Annotated in this window: 14 protein-coding genes and 1 tRNA gene; 12 read left to right on the plus strand and 3 right to left on the minus strand. The window is 32.6% G+C overall.

From position 1 onward, the window contains the following. Positions 1-368: 368 nt before the first annotated feature. Positions 369-441: transfer RNA gene (locus Q7C23_RS21890), tRNA-Phe, on the minus strand. Positions 442-545: 104 nt separating this feature from the next. Between Q7C23_RS21890 and Q7C23_RS21895 the strand changes: the two genes are divergently transcribed. The 7 genes from Q7C23_RS21895 to Q7C23_RS21925 all read left to right on the plus strand — a co-directional run bounded on the left by Q7C23_RS21895 (position 546) and on the right by Q7C23_RS21925 (position 7,489). After that, complete coding sequence (locus Q7C23_RS21895; RefSeq protein WP_375034507.1) at positions 546-1,280, plus strand: type III pantothenate kinase; 735 nt, start codon at positions 546-548, stop codon at positions 1,278-1,280. Then, positions 1,273-2,502 (plus strand): hypothetical protein, encoded by a 1,230-nt coding sequence (locus Q7C23_RS21900; protein WP_375034508.1) that lies wholly within the window; start codon positions 1,273-1,275, stop codon positions 2,500-2,502. The genes Q7C23_RS21895 and Q7C23_RS21900 overlap by 8 nt, the downstream gene beginning before the upstream one ends. A gap of 52 nt (positions 2,503-2,554) precedes the next feature. Then, positions 2,555-3,106, plus strand: a complete 552-nt coding sequence (lptC, locus tag Q7C23_RS21905) for an LPS export ABC transporter periplasmic protein LptC (RefSeq protein ID WP_375034509.1) — start codon at positions 2,555-2,557, stop codon at positions 3,104-3,106. A 7-nt stretch (positions 3,107-3,113) separates the two neighbouring features. Continuing rightward, positions 3,114-3,308 (plus strand): hypothetical protein, encoded by a 195-nt coding sequence (locus tag Q7C23_RS21910; protein ID WP_194658185.1) that lies wholly within the window; start codon positions 3,114-3,116, stop codon positions 3,306-3,308. Between the two features lie 2 nt (positions 3,309-3,310). After that, positions 3,311-4,570, plus strand: a complete 1,260-nt coding sequence (locus Q7C23_RS21915) for a hemolysin family protein (RefSeq protein ID WP_375034510.1) — start codon at positions 3,311-3,313, stop codon at positions 4,568-4,570. A 108-nt stretch (positions 4,571-4,678) separates the two neighbouring features. Then, positions 4,679-6,778 (plus strand): peptidylprolyl isomerase, encoded by a 2,100-nt coding sequence (locus tag Q7C23_RS21920; RefSeq protein WP_375034511.1) that lies wholly within the window; start codon positions 4,679-4,681, stop codon positions 6,776-6,778. 360 nt (positions 6,779-7,138) lie between these two features. Next, positions 7,139-7,489, plus strand: a complete 351-nt coding sequence (locus Q7C23_RS21925) for a hypothetical protein (protein ID WP_375034512.1) — start codon at positions 7,139-7,141, stop codon at positions 7,487-7,489. Between the two features lie 34 nt (positions 7,490-7,523). Here Q7C23_RS21925 and Q7C23_RS21930 read toward each other — a convergent pair whose 3' ends face one another. Together Q7C23_RS21930 and Q7C23_RS21935 are read right to left on the minus strand one after the other, a co-directional pair. Then, positions 7,524-8,444 (minus strand): GYDIA family GHMP kinase, encoded by a 921-nt coding sequence (locus Q7C23_RS21930; RefSeq protein WP_375034513.1) that lies wholly within the window; start codon positions 8,442-8,444, stop codon positions 7,524-7,526. Positions 8,445-8,463: 19 nt separating this feature from the next. Continuing rightward, positions 8,464-9,777 (minus strand): hydroxymethylglutaryl-CoA reductase, degradative, encoded by a 1,314-nt coding sequence (locus Q7C23_RS21935; protein ID WP_375034514.1) that lies wholly within the window; start codon positions 9,775-9,777, stop codon positions 8,464-8,466. A gap of 181 nt (positions 9,778-9,958) precedes the next feature. Here Q7C23_RS21935 and Q7C23_RS21940 point away from each other — a divergent pair, with 181 nt between their 5' ends. From Q7C23_RS21940 to Q7C23_RS21960, 5 genes are all read left to right on the plus strand, one after another. Continuing rightward, positions 9,959-12,130 carry a S9 family peptidase gene (locus Q7C23_RS21940; RefSeq protein WP_375034515.1) on the plus strand — a complete coding sequence of 724 codons (2,172 nt, stop codon included), beginning with the start codon at positions 9,959-9,961 and terminating at the stop codon, positions 12,128-12,130. A 36-nt stretch (positions 12,131-12,166) separates the two neighbouring features. Continuing rightward, on the plus strand, positions 12,167-13,843 hold the full coding sequence (locus Q7C23_RS21945) for a peptide MFS transporter (RefSeq protein ID WP_375034516.1): 1,677 nt from the start codon (positions 12,167-12,169) through the stop codon (positions 13,841-13,843). A 1-nt stretch (position 13,844) separates the two neighbouring features. After that, complete coding sequence (locus Q7C23_RS21950; protein ID WP_375034517.1) at positions 13,845-15,332, plus strand: peptide MFS transporter; 1,488 nt, start codon at positions 13,845-13,847, stop codon at positions 15,330-15,332. A gap of 52 nt (positions 15,333-15,384) precedes the next feature. Further along, positions 15,385-15,852, plus strand: coding sequence for a thioredoxin family protein (locus Q7C23_RS21955; RefSeq protein WP_375034518.1), 468 nt, complete (start codon positions 15,385-15,387; stop codon positions 15,850-15,852). Positions 15,853-16,074: 222 nt separating this feature from the next. Further along, positions 16,075-16,527, plus strand: coding sequence for a thioredoxin family protein (locus tag Q7C23_RS21960; protein ID WP_375034519.1), 453 nt, complete (start codon positions 16,075-16,077; stop codon positions 16,525-16,527). The last annotated feature ends 31 nt before the right edge of the window (positions 16,528-16,558 follow it).

A 16,558-nucleotide genomic window follows, 5' to 3' on the forward strand; every position in this document is an offset into this window, starting at 1 on the left:
GAGTGAGAAAAATAGATTTTTTCCTGTTCAGATTATCTAATCTTTTTGCCTAATCCCCAACTTTTGCGTATGATCCTAAATTTAACCGCAAAGAACGCTAAGATTTACGCAAAGGGCGCTATGTTTTTCTGTAAAAATTGAAATGGATTTTAGATAACCAAGACATAGCCAACGGTTTCAACCGTTGGAACATCATATGTAAATAGAAAGTGAATATACAAGTCTTAATCCTTGCGGTTAATCCTAATTGGAATTTGGACTCGAGCGCTAGCGACAGGTGAAGCAATTTTAAAAAATTGGAATTTCAAAATTTCCCTAAAAGTATTAAAAAACAAAAAACCCGAATATTTCTATTCGGGTTTTAAACGTGGTACCTCCAGGGATCGAACCAGGGACACATGGATTTTCAGTCCATTGCTCTACCATCTGAGCTAAGGTACCGTGTTGTGCTCATTGCGGGTGCAAAGATAGAATCATTTTTCGTTTATCCAAAACATTTTTTTAAAAAAATCAATTCGTATCTTCGCAGTGATAAAAAAACAAACATGGTTTTAGCGGTTGATGTTGGAAACACTCGAATTAAAGCGGCTGTCTTTGAGGGTAGTACTGTTCTTGAAAATTTTGTTTTTGAGAAAAATAAGCTCGAAAAAAAAATAAAAATAATTTTAGAAAAATTTCAAAATTGCTCGGATTTGGTTGTTGCTTCAGTCGGAAACGTCGAAAAACAATCTTTTTTGACATTCGAAAATCAGCTAAAAATCCATTTTTTAACACATGAAGATGTTTTTCCTTTTATAAATAAGTATGCAACGCCAAAAACTTTAGGAATTGATCGAATGGTTTTGGCAGCCGGAGCAACTTTGCAATTCCCAAAACAAAATAGATTGGTTGTTGATGCCGGAACTTGTATAACCTACGATTTTATCGACGAAAATGATAATTATCTGGGCGGAGCGATCTCGCCAGGCTTGAGATTGCGTTATGAAGCATTACATAATTATACTGCCAAACTGCCTTTGCTGACACTGGCTGCTCCTGAATCCTATATAGGAAACTCTACAAAAGAAGCGATCCATTCCGGAGTTGTTAACGGGTTCGTCTATGAGATTGATGGTTTTATCGATGAATATCGGGAGAACTTTTCAAATTTTATAATAATTTTAACGGGTGGGGATGCAGAATTTTTGGCTAAACGATTAAAAAATACCATATTTGCCAATTCAAATTTCCTACTGGAAAGTTTGAACCAAACATTTCAATATAAAATCGACAATGATTAAAAAAATTATAATAAGTGCTTGTTTACTTATCTCGTTCGTTTCATTTGCTCAGCAAGGTACAGCTTCTCCTTATTCTTTTTACGGAATTGGTGATGCAAGATTTAAAGGTACACTCGAATACAGATCGATGGGTGGGGTGGCAGTAGAACAGGATAGTACCCACTTGAATATTGATAATCCTTCAAGTTATGCAAGTTTAATGCAAACTACATTCACGGTTGGAGGAAGTTTTGGGACATCAACGTTAAAAAATAGTAACCAATCTGAAAAAGCACAAAGAGCTACTTTTGATTATTTAGCAGTCGGAATTCCAATGGGTAAATTTGGAGCGGCTTTTGGTCTGGTGCCATTGTCTTCTGTCGGCTATAAAATTTTAAATAACAATTCAGATGTAAGTGGTGCCACAAATAGTCAGTTTGAAGGAAAAGGTGGTGTTAATAAAGTGTTTTTTGGTCTGGGTTATAAAATAATGCCAAACTGGAATATTGGAGCAGATGCGCAATATAATTTTGGGCAAATTACAACAACAAGTGTTGAGGGTATTACAGACGTTGCAAGTGCAACACGTGAAACGAATCAATCTGAATTGTCTGGTCTGAATTTTAATATTGGTACGATGTATCAGAGAAAGATTTATAAAAAGATGAGTTTGTTTACTAGTTTAAGTTATACTTTTGCTAGTACTTTAAGATCTGATAATGAACGAATTATTTTTGTTTCTGGAGATCCAGATCCTTATGAATATCCAAAAACGGAGACTGATTTGAAATTGCCTAATAAATTGACGATTGGTGTTGGGGTTGGAGAGGCAAGAAAATGGTTAGTTGGTACTACGTTAGCTTTTCAGGGTGATGGGCAATATGCTAATTACTATAACTCTAGTGATGATGTTCGTTACGAGAAATATTCGAAATATGCAATTGGAGGTTATTATATTCCAAACTATACTTCGTTTTCAAGTTACTTCAGTAGAATTACTTATAGAGCTGGTTTAAAATATGAAAAAATTGGTTTAGTAATTAATAATCAATCAATTAATGATGTCGGAATGACATTGGGAGCTGGTTTTCCAATTACAGGACAATTTTCAAATGTGAATTTAGGTCTTGAATTTGGTAAAAGAGGAACTACGGATGCTGGTTTAATTCAGGAAAATTACTTCAATTTTAGTTTAAGCTTCTCTTTTAACGACAGATGGTTCGTGAAAAGTAAATTCAACTAGACATAAGCTTTTATGTTTTTTTAAGCTCATTACAATTTACTACATTTGGCAAATGAATTTACCAAAGAAATATATTATAAATGCTGTCACAGTTCTTGCTGTGACACTGTTTTTTGGATGCGAAAGTAATTTTAAGGAAGTTCAAAAGATTAACTTTTCAGAATTTGTTCCAGGAAGTGATAATGATACAGTTGATATAAAATACACTGATTCCGGACGCATTACAGGGGTACTTAAAAGCCGAAAAATGCTTGATTATTCTAATCTTGAATTTCCGTTTACTGAATTCCCAAAAGGGATTGATGTTACACTGTATGATAAAAAACAAAAGCGTACTTTTATAAAAGCAAATTATGCCGTTTCGTATAAGCAAACTGGTATTATAGATTTGCAGGGAAAAGTAAAAATTACTTCAGAGACAGGTCAGATGCTCGAAACAGAACAGTTGTATTTTGATCAGAAAAACGAATGGTTTTACACGGAAAGAAAATTCAAACTTACCGATGCTAAAGGAGTGTCAAACGGTCAGGGAATTGATTTCAGTAAAGATTTTAAGGTGATAAATTCACAACGAATAACAGGCGAATTAGAAGCTAACGAATAAAATAATTATGGGTTACTTAAAATATACACAATACGTTTATATCGCATTTGCGGTTTACTTTATTTATGATGGAGTTATCAAGTTGAATGAAGGTAGTGAAAACTATGCCTTGAGCTTTATAATTGCCGGAATGGCGGTTTTTATGTTTTTCTTCAGAAGAAAATTTGTCAAGAAATTTGATGATCGTAATAAAAAACAATAAAAATGGAAATTAGTATTATAATACTTTGTTTAATACTATCAGCCTTTTTTTCAGGAATGGAAATAGCCTTTATTTCCTCGAACAAAATTTATCTTGGAATAGAAAAGAAACAAGATAATTTTGCTTCACAAATTCTAACTAAACTTACTGAAAATCCTTCAAAATTTATCGCCGCAATGTTAATTGGTAACAATGTTGCTTTGGTAATCTACGGGTTTTTCATGGGTGATTTGGTTTTAAGATGTATAGCCAAAGTAGGTTACCATTTTTCAGATATTACCAGTTTACTGATTCAGACTATTATTTCAACTTTTATAGTTTTGATTACGGCTGAATTTCTTCCGAAAGTTTTTTTTCAAATTTATGCCAATTCATTAATTAAGATTTTGGCTGTTCCTGCTTATTTATTTTACAGGTTATTCTATTATATTTCTACCTTTTTTATCTGGATTTCAGATTTTGTTTTAAGGAAATTTTTCAAAACAGAAGGAGATCAGGTTCAGTTGTATTTTAGTAAAATTGAGCTTGGAAATTATATTACAGAACAAATGAATTCTGTTGAAGATGATGACGAAGTGGATTCTGAAATTCAGATTTTTCAAAATGCATTAGAATTTTCGGGTGTAAAAGCGCGTGATATTATGACGCCACGTACCGAAATTGTTGATATTGATTTGTTTGATAGTATCTCGGATTTAAAATCGCTCTTTATAGAAACAGGTTATTCTAAAATTGTAGTAAGTCAAAATTCTCTTGATGATATTGTGGGATATGTGCATTCATTTGATTTGTTTAAAAAGCCAAAAACAATTAAATCAGTTTTAATGACGGTGGAGTTTGTTCCTGAAACTATTTTGATAAAAGACGCTTTAGGCATTTTGATTAAAAAGAGAAAAAATGTTGCTGTTGTTTTAGATGAATACGGAGGTACTTCCGGAATTGTTACAATAGAAGATATTGTGGAGGAACTATTCGGAGAAATTGAAGATGAGCACGATTTAGATGAAGAACTAATTGAGCAGGAATTGGGAGAGGGTAAGTATTTGTTTTCTACCAGATTAGATGTGGAATATTTGAATGAGACTTATAAATTGATGATTCCTGAAGAAGACTCTTACGGTACTCTGGGAGGATTTATTGTAAACTTTACGAAGGAAATTCCTCAGAAAGGGGAAGAAATTACAATAGATCACTATCATTTTGTGATAGAAGAAGCTACAAATAAGAAAATTGAATTGGTAAAAATGACAGTAAAAGAGTGATTTCTTTTATTAATTGAAAAAATTGTGCAAAATAAATTGCTAGTTGTATTGTTATTAACTAGATAATTGTATTTTCGCAAACTGAATATAAAATTAACGATAATAAAAATGGCAGTTTTAGCAAAAATTAGACAGCGTTCCGCTTTATTGATAGGAGTTATTGCACTTGCATTATTTGCATTTATAATACAAGATCTAATCGGTAAAGGGACATTTAGTCAAAGTTCAAAGGATGTGGGAAGCATCGACGGAAAAGATATTTCATTTGAAGACTTTAGAGTTAAAGTTAGTAATGTTGAAAAAAGTGGGCAAGGGATAACTTCCACTGAAGCTGCAAACAGAGTTTGGGATCAAGAGGTTTCAATCGCATTATTATCAGCTCAGTTTGATAAATTAGGATTAAGAGTTGGTGAAAAACACTTACTTGAAGTTTTGAAAGCAGATCCAAATATTGGAAAAAATCCTATGTTCCTAAATGCAGCAGGTATGTTTGATGTTGTGAAATTTAAAGAGTATTTCAAAACAAATCCTGAAGCGGCACAATATATTTCTGAAAAAGAAAAAGATGCTGAATTAAATGCAAAATTTCAAATCTACAATACGTTAATCAAATCTGGACTTTACACAACTGCTAGTGAAGGAAAGTTGAAATACGAAATGGAAGCTAACAAAGTAAACTTTGCTTACGCTGGTGCATTGTATTCTTCTATTAAAGATAGTGAAGTGAAAATTTCTGATGATGAGATTGTTGATTATATGAAGAAAAACGAGAAAAAATTCAAAGCGGATGAAACTCGTGAAATTCAATATGTTTTAGTAGAAGATAAAGCTTCAAAAGAAGATGAGGCTGAAATTAAAGCTAAAATCACAGGATTATTAAACGGAAGTGTTGTTTATAATGCTAAAACTGGTAAGAATGATACTTTGGCAGGTTTTAGAAATGCAACTAACATCGCTGAATTTGTAAATGCAAATTCTGATGTACCTTATGATTCTACATATGTACCTAAAAATAGTTTACCTGCAGTAGATGCTGATAAATTATTCAGTTTGCCTGCTGGTGCAATTTATGGACCTTACGTTTTTGGAAGATACTACGCAATTTCTAAGTCTTTAGGATTTAAAGCAGGAGTAAATGCAAAAGCAAGTCATATCTTAATTGGTTACGAAGGATCTCAAACTCCTAACCAAAAAGAAAAAAGAACTAAAGAAGAAGCTAAAGCTAAAGCTGAAGAGATTTTAGCTCAGGTTCAGGCTAATCCTGATAGTTTCATGATGTTAGCTTTTACAAGTTCTGATGATTCATCTGCACAACAAGGTGGTGATTTAGGATATTTTGGTCCAAACCAAATGGTAAAACCTTTCAATGATTTTGTATTCAGTAACGGAATTGGAAAAGTTGGTTTAGTAGAGACTCCTTTCGGATTTCACATTATTAAAATCACTGATAAACAAGACGGAATTCGTTTAGCTACAATCGCTCAAAAAATAGAGCCATCTGAAGCTACTTCTGATAAAGTATTTACATTGGCAACTAAATTCGAAATGGATGCTGCTGATAAAGATTTTGCTGCTACAGCAAAAGAATTAGGTTTAAAAGTTGCTGCTCCGGTAACTGCCAAAGCTATGGATGAAGCATTTGGTCCATTAGGAAACCAACGTAACATTGTTAGATGGGCATTTGATAAAGAAACTAGTATTGGAGATGTAAAACGTTTTGAATTAGCTAATATTGGTCACGTGATTGCTCAGTACAAAAGCGAAAACAAATCAGGTTTAGTATCAGTAACTTTAGCTAGACCATATGTTGAGCCAATATTGAAAAACAAGAAAAAAGCTGAAATGTTAAAAGCTAAAATGACAGGATCAAGCCTTGAGGCTATTGCTAAAAGTGCTGGTGTAGCTGTTCAGCAAGCTGCTAATGTTACTATGGATAATCCAGTTTTACCTGGTGGAGTTGGACAAGAGCCAAAAGTTGTTGGAAATGCATTTGCTTTAACTGCAAACAAAATTTCTGCTCCAATTGAAGGGAATACTGGTGTATATGTTGTAAAAAATATCAGTACTGTAAAAGCTCCGGCAATTGCTAACCATGCAGAATATGTTGCTAAAGTAAAAGCTCAAAGCGCATCTGATGCAAGCAGAATTTTACCAGCATTGAAAAACAATGCTAAAATTGAAGATAACAGACTGCAATTTAACTACTAGTATTTAGTATTTAATTATCATATAAAACCCGAAACATTTAAATGTTTCGGGTTTTTTGCTTTTACTTGTTTTTTAGAATAATTACTTACGCTTTTTTATTTAATTATATAGGAATAATCGAAATATAATTTAAAAAATTTGTGATATTCAAAATTTAACAGTTAATTTGCTCGAATTTTCGTTTTAGAAAAGTGGATTTGATTTAGTGAATGTTAAATAAAAAGTGTGGAAAAATGATAAAAAATTACCTTAATAATCAGGCGTTTAATGTTTTTCATGTTTAGTTTTTTTAAAAGAAAGCCTAGAGTATATTCCAAAATAGAGAACCATATTTATGGAATAATAACGGAACTTTTAAAAGTGAGCAGCACCGACATCAATGTCGATGAGCTAGGAGGTAAATATTATTTAAGTAACGAAGAACAGCATTTTAAAGTCACCATATTAAGTAACGATTATGTTATAAGACTGACTAATACACGCGATTCTGTTGCCGAAAAATATGATAAGACTTTTGTTGAAGATGTCTTAAAAGCGGTAAAAGAAGAGAAGCATCGTAGGATGGAATTAGTATACGATTCTATTAATAATAGTATCGAAAAAATGGCAGAACGTTTACATAATACGCTTATTGAATCTAATGAGCAGGAAAGTCAAAAAGTTCGTCGTTTAGAAACAAAACATGTTAAAAGCAAAAAAGTGAATTATTAAATTCACTTTTTTTGCTTTTAAATAGTGTCAGAATTTACTGTTGTAAAATCATTTCATCATAAGTTAGGATTGTTTCATATCCTTTTTTTGTAAAATATTGTTTTGGGTTTTCTTTTGAAATTGCCATTACAAAGTCGCCACCCCAAGCGCCAAGACTTTTGACTACCCCATTAAAATCTGGAAATGCAATTTCTTTAATAGTTTCCAGTTCAAGAATATTGCTCAAATGAATTTCGTGTTTTTCTACAAAATGGGCAAACTCGTTAAGTGTTTTTGCTTCGAGAATAGCTTCGGTAATTTTATTGTTGTCCAGGATGTTTTTAGCTAAATTTTCATTTTTATTGTTGTAATAAGCAGTGATTGCTGCTTTACTACTTTGTTTCTTATTTAGGTAAACAAAAAAAATGTTTTTAGTGAATTTGGGATTAAATTCTGTTTTTTCTACAATTGGAGTGTTTTGCTCTATTTGATAGATAATTGGTGTGTTGTTTTGAGCGCACGCAATGTCATAACCGCTGCCTCCAAAACTATTTTTAAGCAGTGTATAAGCGTCAGTCTTGGTCCATTGTGCTATATTGTTTAATAATGTAGATGAAGTGCCTAGACCCCAATTTTTTGGAAATGTCAAATGTGTACTAATTTCATACCCTTCAGCATTATTTATGAAATCAGTGTTTAAAAGATAGGCTTCATGTAGAATAGTAATCAACGTAGTTTTAACAGTTTCTATTTTTGCTTCAACATTGTTTGTAATTTCAGCAAAAGAAATAACATCTTCAAACCAGAGTTGATCATCATAATTGTAACTTTTCCATTTTACTTCTTTGTTGAAGCCACTTTCAACAACTAAATCCTGACCAAATTTTGTTGGTAATGCAAATGCTTTAGCTCCGTCTAAAACTAGATATTCGCCCGTTATTAAGAGTTTTCCGTTACTGTAAAAGGTTGTTTTCATTCAATGAAATAGCTTCTAATTATTTTCTTAAGTTTTCAATAAATTCAGCAACAGCGCTATGAGAAACTGCATTTTTCTTAAAATGTGATTTTATTAGATAGCGTTCTTCTTCGTTGGCTTCAAATTGATTAATGATATTATTTAAGTGCATTTTCATATGCCCTTCCTGAATTCCTGTCGTAGTTAACGAACGTAATGCAGCAAAATTTTGCGCCAAGCCTGCAACGGCAACAATTTCCATTAATTCTTGTGCAGAAGGTTTTTCAAGCATTTCCAAGCATAATTTTACCAACGGATGTAAAGAAGTAAGTCCGCCAACTGTTCCTAAGGCTAGCGGAATCTCTAACCAGAAAGTAAATATTCCTTTTTCGATTTTAGCATGCGATAGACTCGAGTACTGACCATTTCGAGAAGCATAAGCGTGAACTCCTGCTTCAACTGCTCTAAAGTCATTTCCTGTAGCGAGAATTACAGCATCAACCCCGTTCATGATACCTTTATTGTGGGTTACAGCTCTAAAAGGCTCAACTTCGGCAATTTGAACGGCCTGAACAAAACGTTCTGCAAAATCCTGTGGATTGGTAATGTGTTTTTCAGTTAGGTCTTCAACTGGGCATGAAACTTCTGCTCTTACAAGGCAATTCGGAACATAATTGGATAAAATGCTCATAATTACTTTAATATTTTCGTCATCTGAAAAGAGATCAGATTGCTGAAATTCTTCTTTTAAAGTTGTAGCAAATTGTTCCAGACAAGAGTTAATGAAGTTAGCACCCATACTATCTTTCGTTTCGAAAGTGGCATGTAGCTGGTAGTAATTTTCAAGTAAACTTCTTTTGTCTTTAAGTTTGATGTCTAAAATTCCGCCTCCGCGCTGCTGCATATTTTTGGTAATATTTTGCGTCTCAGAAAAGAATTTTGATTTTATTTTGTCAAAGAAAGATTGTAGTTTATCGGCGTCTCCATTGAATGTAAAATGTACCTGGCCAATCTTTTCAGTACTAATTATAGTTGTTTTAAAACCGCCACGAGTAGACCAATATTTTGCTGATTTTGAAGCTGCAGCAACAACTGAACTTTCTTCAATTGCCATTGGGATCGTTTTGTATTCTCCGTTGATTAAAAAATTAGGAGCAACTCCAAGTGGAATATAGAAGTTTGTGATCGTGTTTTCGATGAATTCATCGTGCAATTGTTGTAGCTTGTCGTCTGAATTCCAGTAATTTCTTATAATATTTAGGGCTTCTTCAGGAGTTGAAAAATACTCATTTGCGATCCAGTTTATTTTTTCTTTTTTGGATAATTTCGAAAATCCGGCAACAGCGTTGTTCATTCTCAGTATATTAAATAATAATGTGCTGACAAAGATACCAATTTAAGGGTTTTGTTTGCAATCTATTTAAAGTTTGAAAAGTACGCAATCGTTATTTTTTTTAACATTTAACACTTAAAATGTGTATTATGTTTATTTTTTTTACTAAAATTGGGCTCTTTTTATATTTAAAATAATTATAATGAATACAAGTAAAATAACGGTAGTACTTTTATTTTTGGTTGCTACTGTCTTTGGACAACAAAAAATTACTGTCGAAAACATTTATGGCGGGACATTCCGGGCAAAAGGAATGGATGAATTACAATCCTTAAAAAATACAGATCAATATACTGTTTTAAATGTTGATCAGGCCAGCAGAAGCATGCAGATCGATTTGTATGATTTTGCAACTCTAAAAAAAGTATCAAATTTAATCGATACTAAAAATCACAAAGAACTTTCAGACGGAATTGATAGCTATACTTTTGATGCTTCAGAAAAAAAGATTTTAATTGCTTGTCATTCTAAACATATCTTTCGCCACTCTTTTACAGCAGATTACTTTTTATACGATATCGCTTCAAAGTCACTAGTCAAACTTTTTGATTTTCAGATTCAGGAGCCAACTTTCTCGCCTGATGGAACTAAAATCGCTTATGCTAGGGAAAATAATCTTTATGTATATGATGTAGCTTCTAAAAAAGTAACAACAGTTACAGCTGATGGGAAGAAAAATGCCGTAATTAACGGTATTACGGATTGGGTTTATGAAGAAGAGTTTGCATTTGTACGTGCTTTTGACTGGAGTAAAGACAGTAAAAAATTAGCCTATATTCGTTTCGACGAAAGTGCAGTTCCGGAATTTTCTATGTCAATTTTTCATAAAGATTTGTATCCAACAGTTGAAACGTTTAAATATCCAAAGGCAGGAGAAAAAAATTCAGTAGTTTCATTACATATATACGATGCGGCTGCAAATGCAACTAAGAAAGTTGATTTAGGAAATTATAATGACTTCTATATTGCAAGGCTGCAATGGACAAATGATAATAATGTATTATCAGCGCAGGTTTTAAATCGCCATCAGGATAATCTTGATTTATTATTTGTAGATGGAACAACGGCCGCTGCAAAAGTTGTTTTAAATGAAAAAGACAAAGCTTATGTTGATGTTACAGATAATTTGACATTCTTAAAAGACAATAGTTTTATCTGGACAAGTGAAAAAGACGGTTTTAATCATATTTATGTTTACGATAAAACCGGAAAACTTAAAAATCAGGTTACAAAAGGAAACTGGGAAGTTGTTTCATACTATGGTTTCGACGAAAAAAATAAAACTATTTTCTATCAATCTACGGAGAATGGTTCAATAAACAGAGATATTTATCGTATTGGTTTAGACGGAAAAAATAAATTACGTTTAACTTCAAAAGTTGGAACAAGTGCGGCGACTTTTAGTCCTAATTTCCAATTTTTTATTAATACTTTCTCAAGTAATTTACAGCCTACAACTTATACTTTAAACGAGGCAAAAACTGGAAAAGAAATTCAGGTAATCGAAAACAATCAGGCTCTTGCCGATAAATTGAAAGCTTATAATCTTCCAGCAAAAGAATTCTTTGTTTTAAAAACAGCTAAAGGGAATGAGCTTAATGCATGGATTTTAAAACCAAAAGATTTCGACCCTTCTAAAAAATATCCAGTTTTCATGTACCAATATTCTGGTCCTGGATCTCAACAAGTAAACAACGATTGGAATAATTCAGATGATTATTGGTTTTTATCGCTTACTCAACAAGGTTATATTGTTGCTTGTGTAGATGGTAGAGGAACTGGTTTTAAAGGTGCTGATTTCAAAAAAGTTACTCAAAAAGAACTTGGGAAATATGAAGTTGAAGATCAGATTGATGCTGCAAAAGTGATTGGAGCTTATCCGTATGTTGATGCTTCAAGAATTGGAATCTTCGGATGGAGTTATGGAGGCTTTATGTCGTCAAACTGTATTTTTCAAGGAAACGATGTTTTCAGAATGGCAATTGCAGTTGCTCCGGTAACGAACTGGCGTTTTTATGATAGCGTTTACACAGAAAGATACATGCAGACTCCACAAGAAAATGCAAGTGGCTATGATCAAAATTCGCCAATAAATCACGTTGATAAATTAAAAGGTAAGTTTTTATTGATTCACGGATCAGCAGATGATAACGTTCATGTGCAAAATTCAATGCAAATGATGGAAGCTTTAATTCAGGCGAATAAGCAATTTGATTCTCAGATATATCCGGATAAAAATCACGGTATTTACGGTGGTAAGACGAGAATTCAGCTTTATAATAAAATGACTAACTTTATCAAAGAAAATTTATAGAATAACTTTATTAACCTTAAACAAATAATGAATAATATGGGAGAAACTCAAGTAAAAACTGCGCATCCAAAAGGACTTTGGGTATTGTTTGGAACGGAGATGTGGGAGAGATTCAATTTTTATGGGATGCGAGCTTTATTGACTTTATTTCTTGTAAACTCATTATTAATGAAGGAGGAAGAAGCTTCATTGATTTATGGTGGTTTCCTTGGACTTTGTTATTTAACGCCAATGTTGGGTGGTTTTGTAGCAGACCGTTTTTTAGGAAATAGAAATTGTATATTATTGGGTGGATTATTAATGGCAACAGGACAAATGTTGTTGTTTACCAGCGGAAGTATATTTGAAAATAATTTACCTTTAGCTAAAATCATCATGTATTCTGCCTTAGGAGTTATTGTTTTTGGTAACGGATTCTTCAAGCCAAACATTTCGAGTATGGTGGGAAGTTTATATCCTAAACAAGAGAAAACAAAATTAGATAGTGCTTTTACTATTTTCTATATGGGAATCAATATCGGGGCTTTCTTAGGTCAGTCGATTTGTCCTTTGTTGGGAGATGTTAAAGATGCTGGTGGGATTAGAGATATCCATGCTTTTAGATGGGGATTCATGGCGGCTTCTTTGGCAATGCTTATCGGAACAGTTCTTTTTTACTTCTTGAAAAACAAATATGTGGTTTCTCCTGAAGGAAGACCATTAGGAGGTTTGCCTTCTAAAAATGAAGCTTCTGATTTTGAAGAGGGAGAAGCGCAAAAAGCTAATTTTTCAAATAAATCTTTAGCAATTGCAAGTCTTGCATTTATCGCGTTAGGATTCTTTTTCCATTATGTTGTAGGCCAGAATTTGATTTATACTTTGATTTATTCTAGTGGATTGTCATTGGCGGGATTAATTATTTCCGATACTTCATTGACTAAAATTGAAAGAGACAGAATTATTGTAATTTATATCGTTTCGTTCTTTATTATTTTCTTCTGGGCGGCTTTTGAGCAAGCTGGTTCATCGTTAACTTTTATTGCAGATAACCAAACAGACAGAAACTTCTTTGGGTTTTTAATGCCTCCATCAATGGTTCAGATTTTTAATGGACTATTTGTTGTAATTATGGCAGTACCATTCAGTATTTTATGGGATACTCTTAGAGCAAAAGACAGAGAGCCTATTTCTCCGGTAAAATTAGCTGCAGGACTAGTGATAATCTCGATTAGTTTCTTCATGATTGCGACTCAGGTTTCTTACATTGGAACTTCTGGTTTGTTATTGGTAAAATGGCTTATATTATTATATTTCTTAAATACATGTGCTGAATTATGTTTATCTCCAATTGGTTTGTCATTGGTTGGTAAATTATCTCCAAAACGTTTTGCTTCATTGCTTTATGGAGTATTCTTTTTGTCAAACGCTTCGGGTTATGCTTTAGGTGGAACTTTAGGTTCTATCTTGCCTGCAACTGGAGATAAATTTGCAAAAGCAAAAGAATTAGGAATTGATCTTCAAGCAGTCTTAGATAACAAAATTACACCAACTCCTGAGCAATTAGCTTTATTGGATCAACACCAAATTAGTGCTCATAACCACTTTTTTGCTGGATTTGAAATTCATAACTTATATGAGTTTTTTATGGTATTTGTGGTTCTTACGGGTATTGCGGCAATTATATTATTTGCATTGACTCCATTCTTGAAAAAAATGATGCACGGTGTTAGATAATATGGAAAACAATACAATTACTCTAGAGCAAATACAAAATTTTGAAGGCAAGTACCCAAAACAATTGTGGTACTTGTTTTTAGTTGAAATGTGGGAACGTTTTTGTTTCTACGGAATGAGAGGTGTTTTGGCATTTTTTATGGTAGACCAATTAGGTTTACTTGAAGGAAAGGCCAATCTTCAATACGGAGCTATTCAGGCTTTTGTTTATGCTTTTACTTTTATTGGTGGAATATTCGCTGATAAGGTTTTAGGTTTTAAAAAATCACTTCTTTTCGGTGGTATTATTATGATTTTGGGGAATTTGCTAATTGCGGCTTCTCCTCATGATTTCTTTTATTACGGAATAACTTTGTCTATCATCGGAACAGGTTTCTTTAAGCCAAACGTTTCTTCAATGGTGGGTGAATTATACCATGAAAGTGATGGGCGTAGAGATGCGGGTTACGGACTTTTTTATGCTGGAATTAATATTGGAGGAATGCTTGGAGGTGCGATTCCAATTTATTTAGGAAAAAATTATTCCTGGAGTTTATGTTTTCTGTCGTCGGCAGTGGTTATGATTATTGGAGTGGTGACATTTCTTTTAACTAAAAAACATTTGGCTCCAATTGGGAATTCTCCTTTAGAGAGTCAAGCTCCTAAAAAAAGGAGAATGAAGGAAATTGCAGTTTATCTGGGTTCTATAATTGTAATTCCGTTTATATATATCATGGTAATTAATTCTGATTATACAGATTATTTCATGTATACGATTGGGGTAATTGCAATTGGTTATTTCTTGTTCGAGTTAATACGAATTAAAGATAGAAAACAGCAATACAAATTATTGGCCGCATTCATTTTTATCTTTGGATATTTTATGTTTATGGCAATTTCTGAACAATCCGGAGGATCTTTATCGTTATTCGCGAAAGATAATTTATCAAGCAAATTGTTGTTTTTTAATATCGATCCAAACGTGGTTAATAATAGTATTAATTCAATGTATGTTATTATTTTCAGCCCGTTAGTTGGTTTGTTGTGGATCGCTCTTTATAAAAGAAAAATTGAACCAAATACGGTTATCAAATTTGGACTATCCTTTATATTATTAGCAGCTGGTTTTTTTATTTTTTATAGTGCCAGGTTTTTTGTTGATCCTCAAGGGTTGAGTTCTTTAAATGTATTTGCTTTAGGTTACTTAATTTATACGCTTGGAGAATTGTGTATTGGTCCTATTGGAATGTCTGTAATTACTAAGTTGTCGCCTAAACGTTTGTTTGGAATGATGATGGGATTATGGTTTCTTTCTAGTGCTTTTGGACAATTAGCGGCAGGGAAGCTTGGTTCTGAAATGTCTAATGCAAATACAGGAGCAACTTTAATGTCTAAACTTATAGCTTACACTGATGGGTATTATCAATTAGCGCTTTATTCGCTTATTGCGGGTATCATTTTAATAGTAACAACACCTTTGATCAAAAAATTAATGCAAGAAGTAAAATAGACGATATTTAGCAATAGATATTTTGTTTAAATTTGTAGAAAATTAATGCAGCATGAAAAAAATATTATTGATTATCTTGTTTTTAACTGGTGTTTTTTCAATACAGGCACAGGAGTTGAAATGGTATACAGATGTAAGAGAAGCTATTACTGAAAGTAATAAGGTACATAAGCCAATGTTGATGTTTTTTACAGGAAGCGATTGGTGTGGATGGTGTATTCGTTTGCAAAATGAAGTTTTAAAAACGCCTGAGTTTACAAAATGGGCAGCTGAAAATGTAGTTTTAGTTGAATTGGATTACCCTAGAAGAACGCCTCAGGCTCCGGAAATAAAAAATCAGAATAACGAATTGCAACAAGCTTTCGGAATTCAGGGGTTTCCTACGATTTATTTTACAAGTGCGGAAGCAATAGACGGAAAAGTAAATTTTAAAGGTTTGGGTCAAACTGGTTATGTTGCTGGTGGTCCTACAGCATGGTTAGCAGTTGCTAACGGAATTGTAAACCCTAAAAAGTCTTAATGGATAATTTTTTTTTAAAATATATTTGAAATCCCTATACTTTGTATAGGGATTTTTTTTTGTTTAGTAAGAAAAGGTATCTTTAATTTTGTTTTAAATTGTTGATTTAATATTTATTTATAATTAAAAAAACACATAATGTATTTTTTGTATTAATTAAAATTGGAAAATTAAAATATTATGTTAATTTCGTCATGCTAATCTAACCAAAACCAAAATAATATGATCAAAAAATTACTTATCCTACTATTTTTTTTAGGTTCATTTTTTATGCATGCTCAGAATTTAGTTTGGAGAACTAATATGAGTGATGCTATTGCTATTAGTAATGAACAAAGAAAACCAATGTTAATTTTATTCACTGCCTCAGGTGTACCGGAAAATCTTCAAAATGAAATATTTAAAACACCAGACTTTGCCGTTTGGTCACGTGATAATGTCATTTTAGTAAAGCTTGATTTGTCTGATTCATCTGCTTCTGATGGGGATAAAGAGCAAAATGTAAGACTTAAAAATGCTTTTGGTGTTGAAGAACTGCCTGAAGTTTGTTTTGCACTGGCATCTATCCGCAAAAACAAAACTACTTTTAGTGCTCTGGGAAAAATTGCCTATAAGCCTGGTGGGGCAAAAGCATGGATAGCAGAATCAAATGCGCTTTTACATCCAAGCGAATAATATTTTAATTATTTTTTTAGTTTAATCTATA

Source organism: Flavobacterium sp. LAR06, assembly GCF_041946075.1.
Lineage (GTDB): Bacteria > Bacteroidota > Bacteroidia > Flavobacteriales > Flavobacteriaceae > Flavobacterium.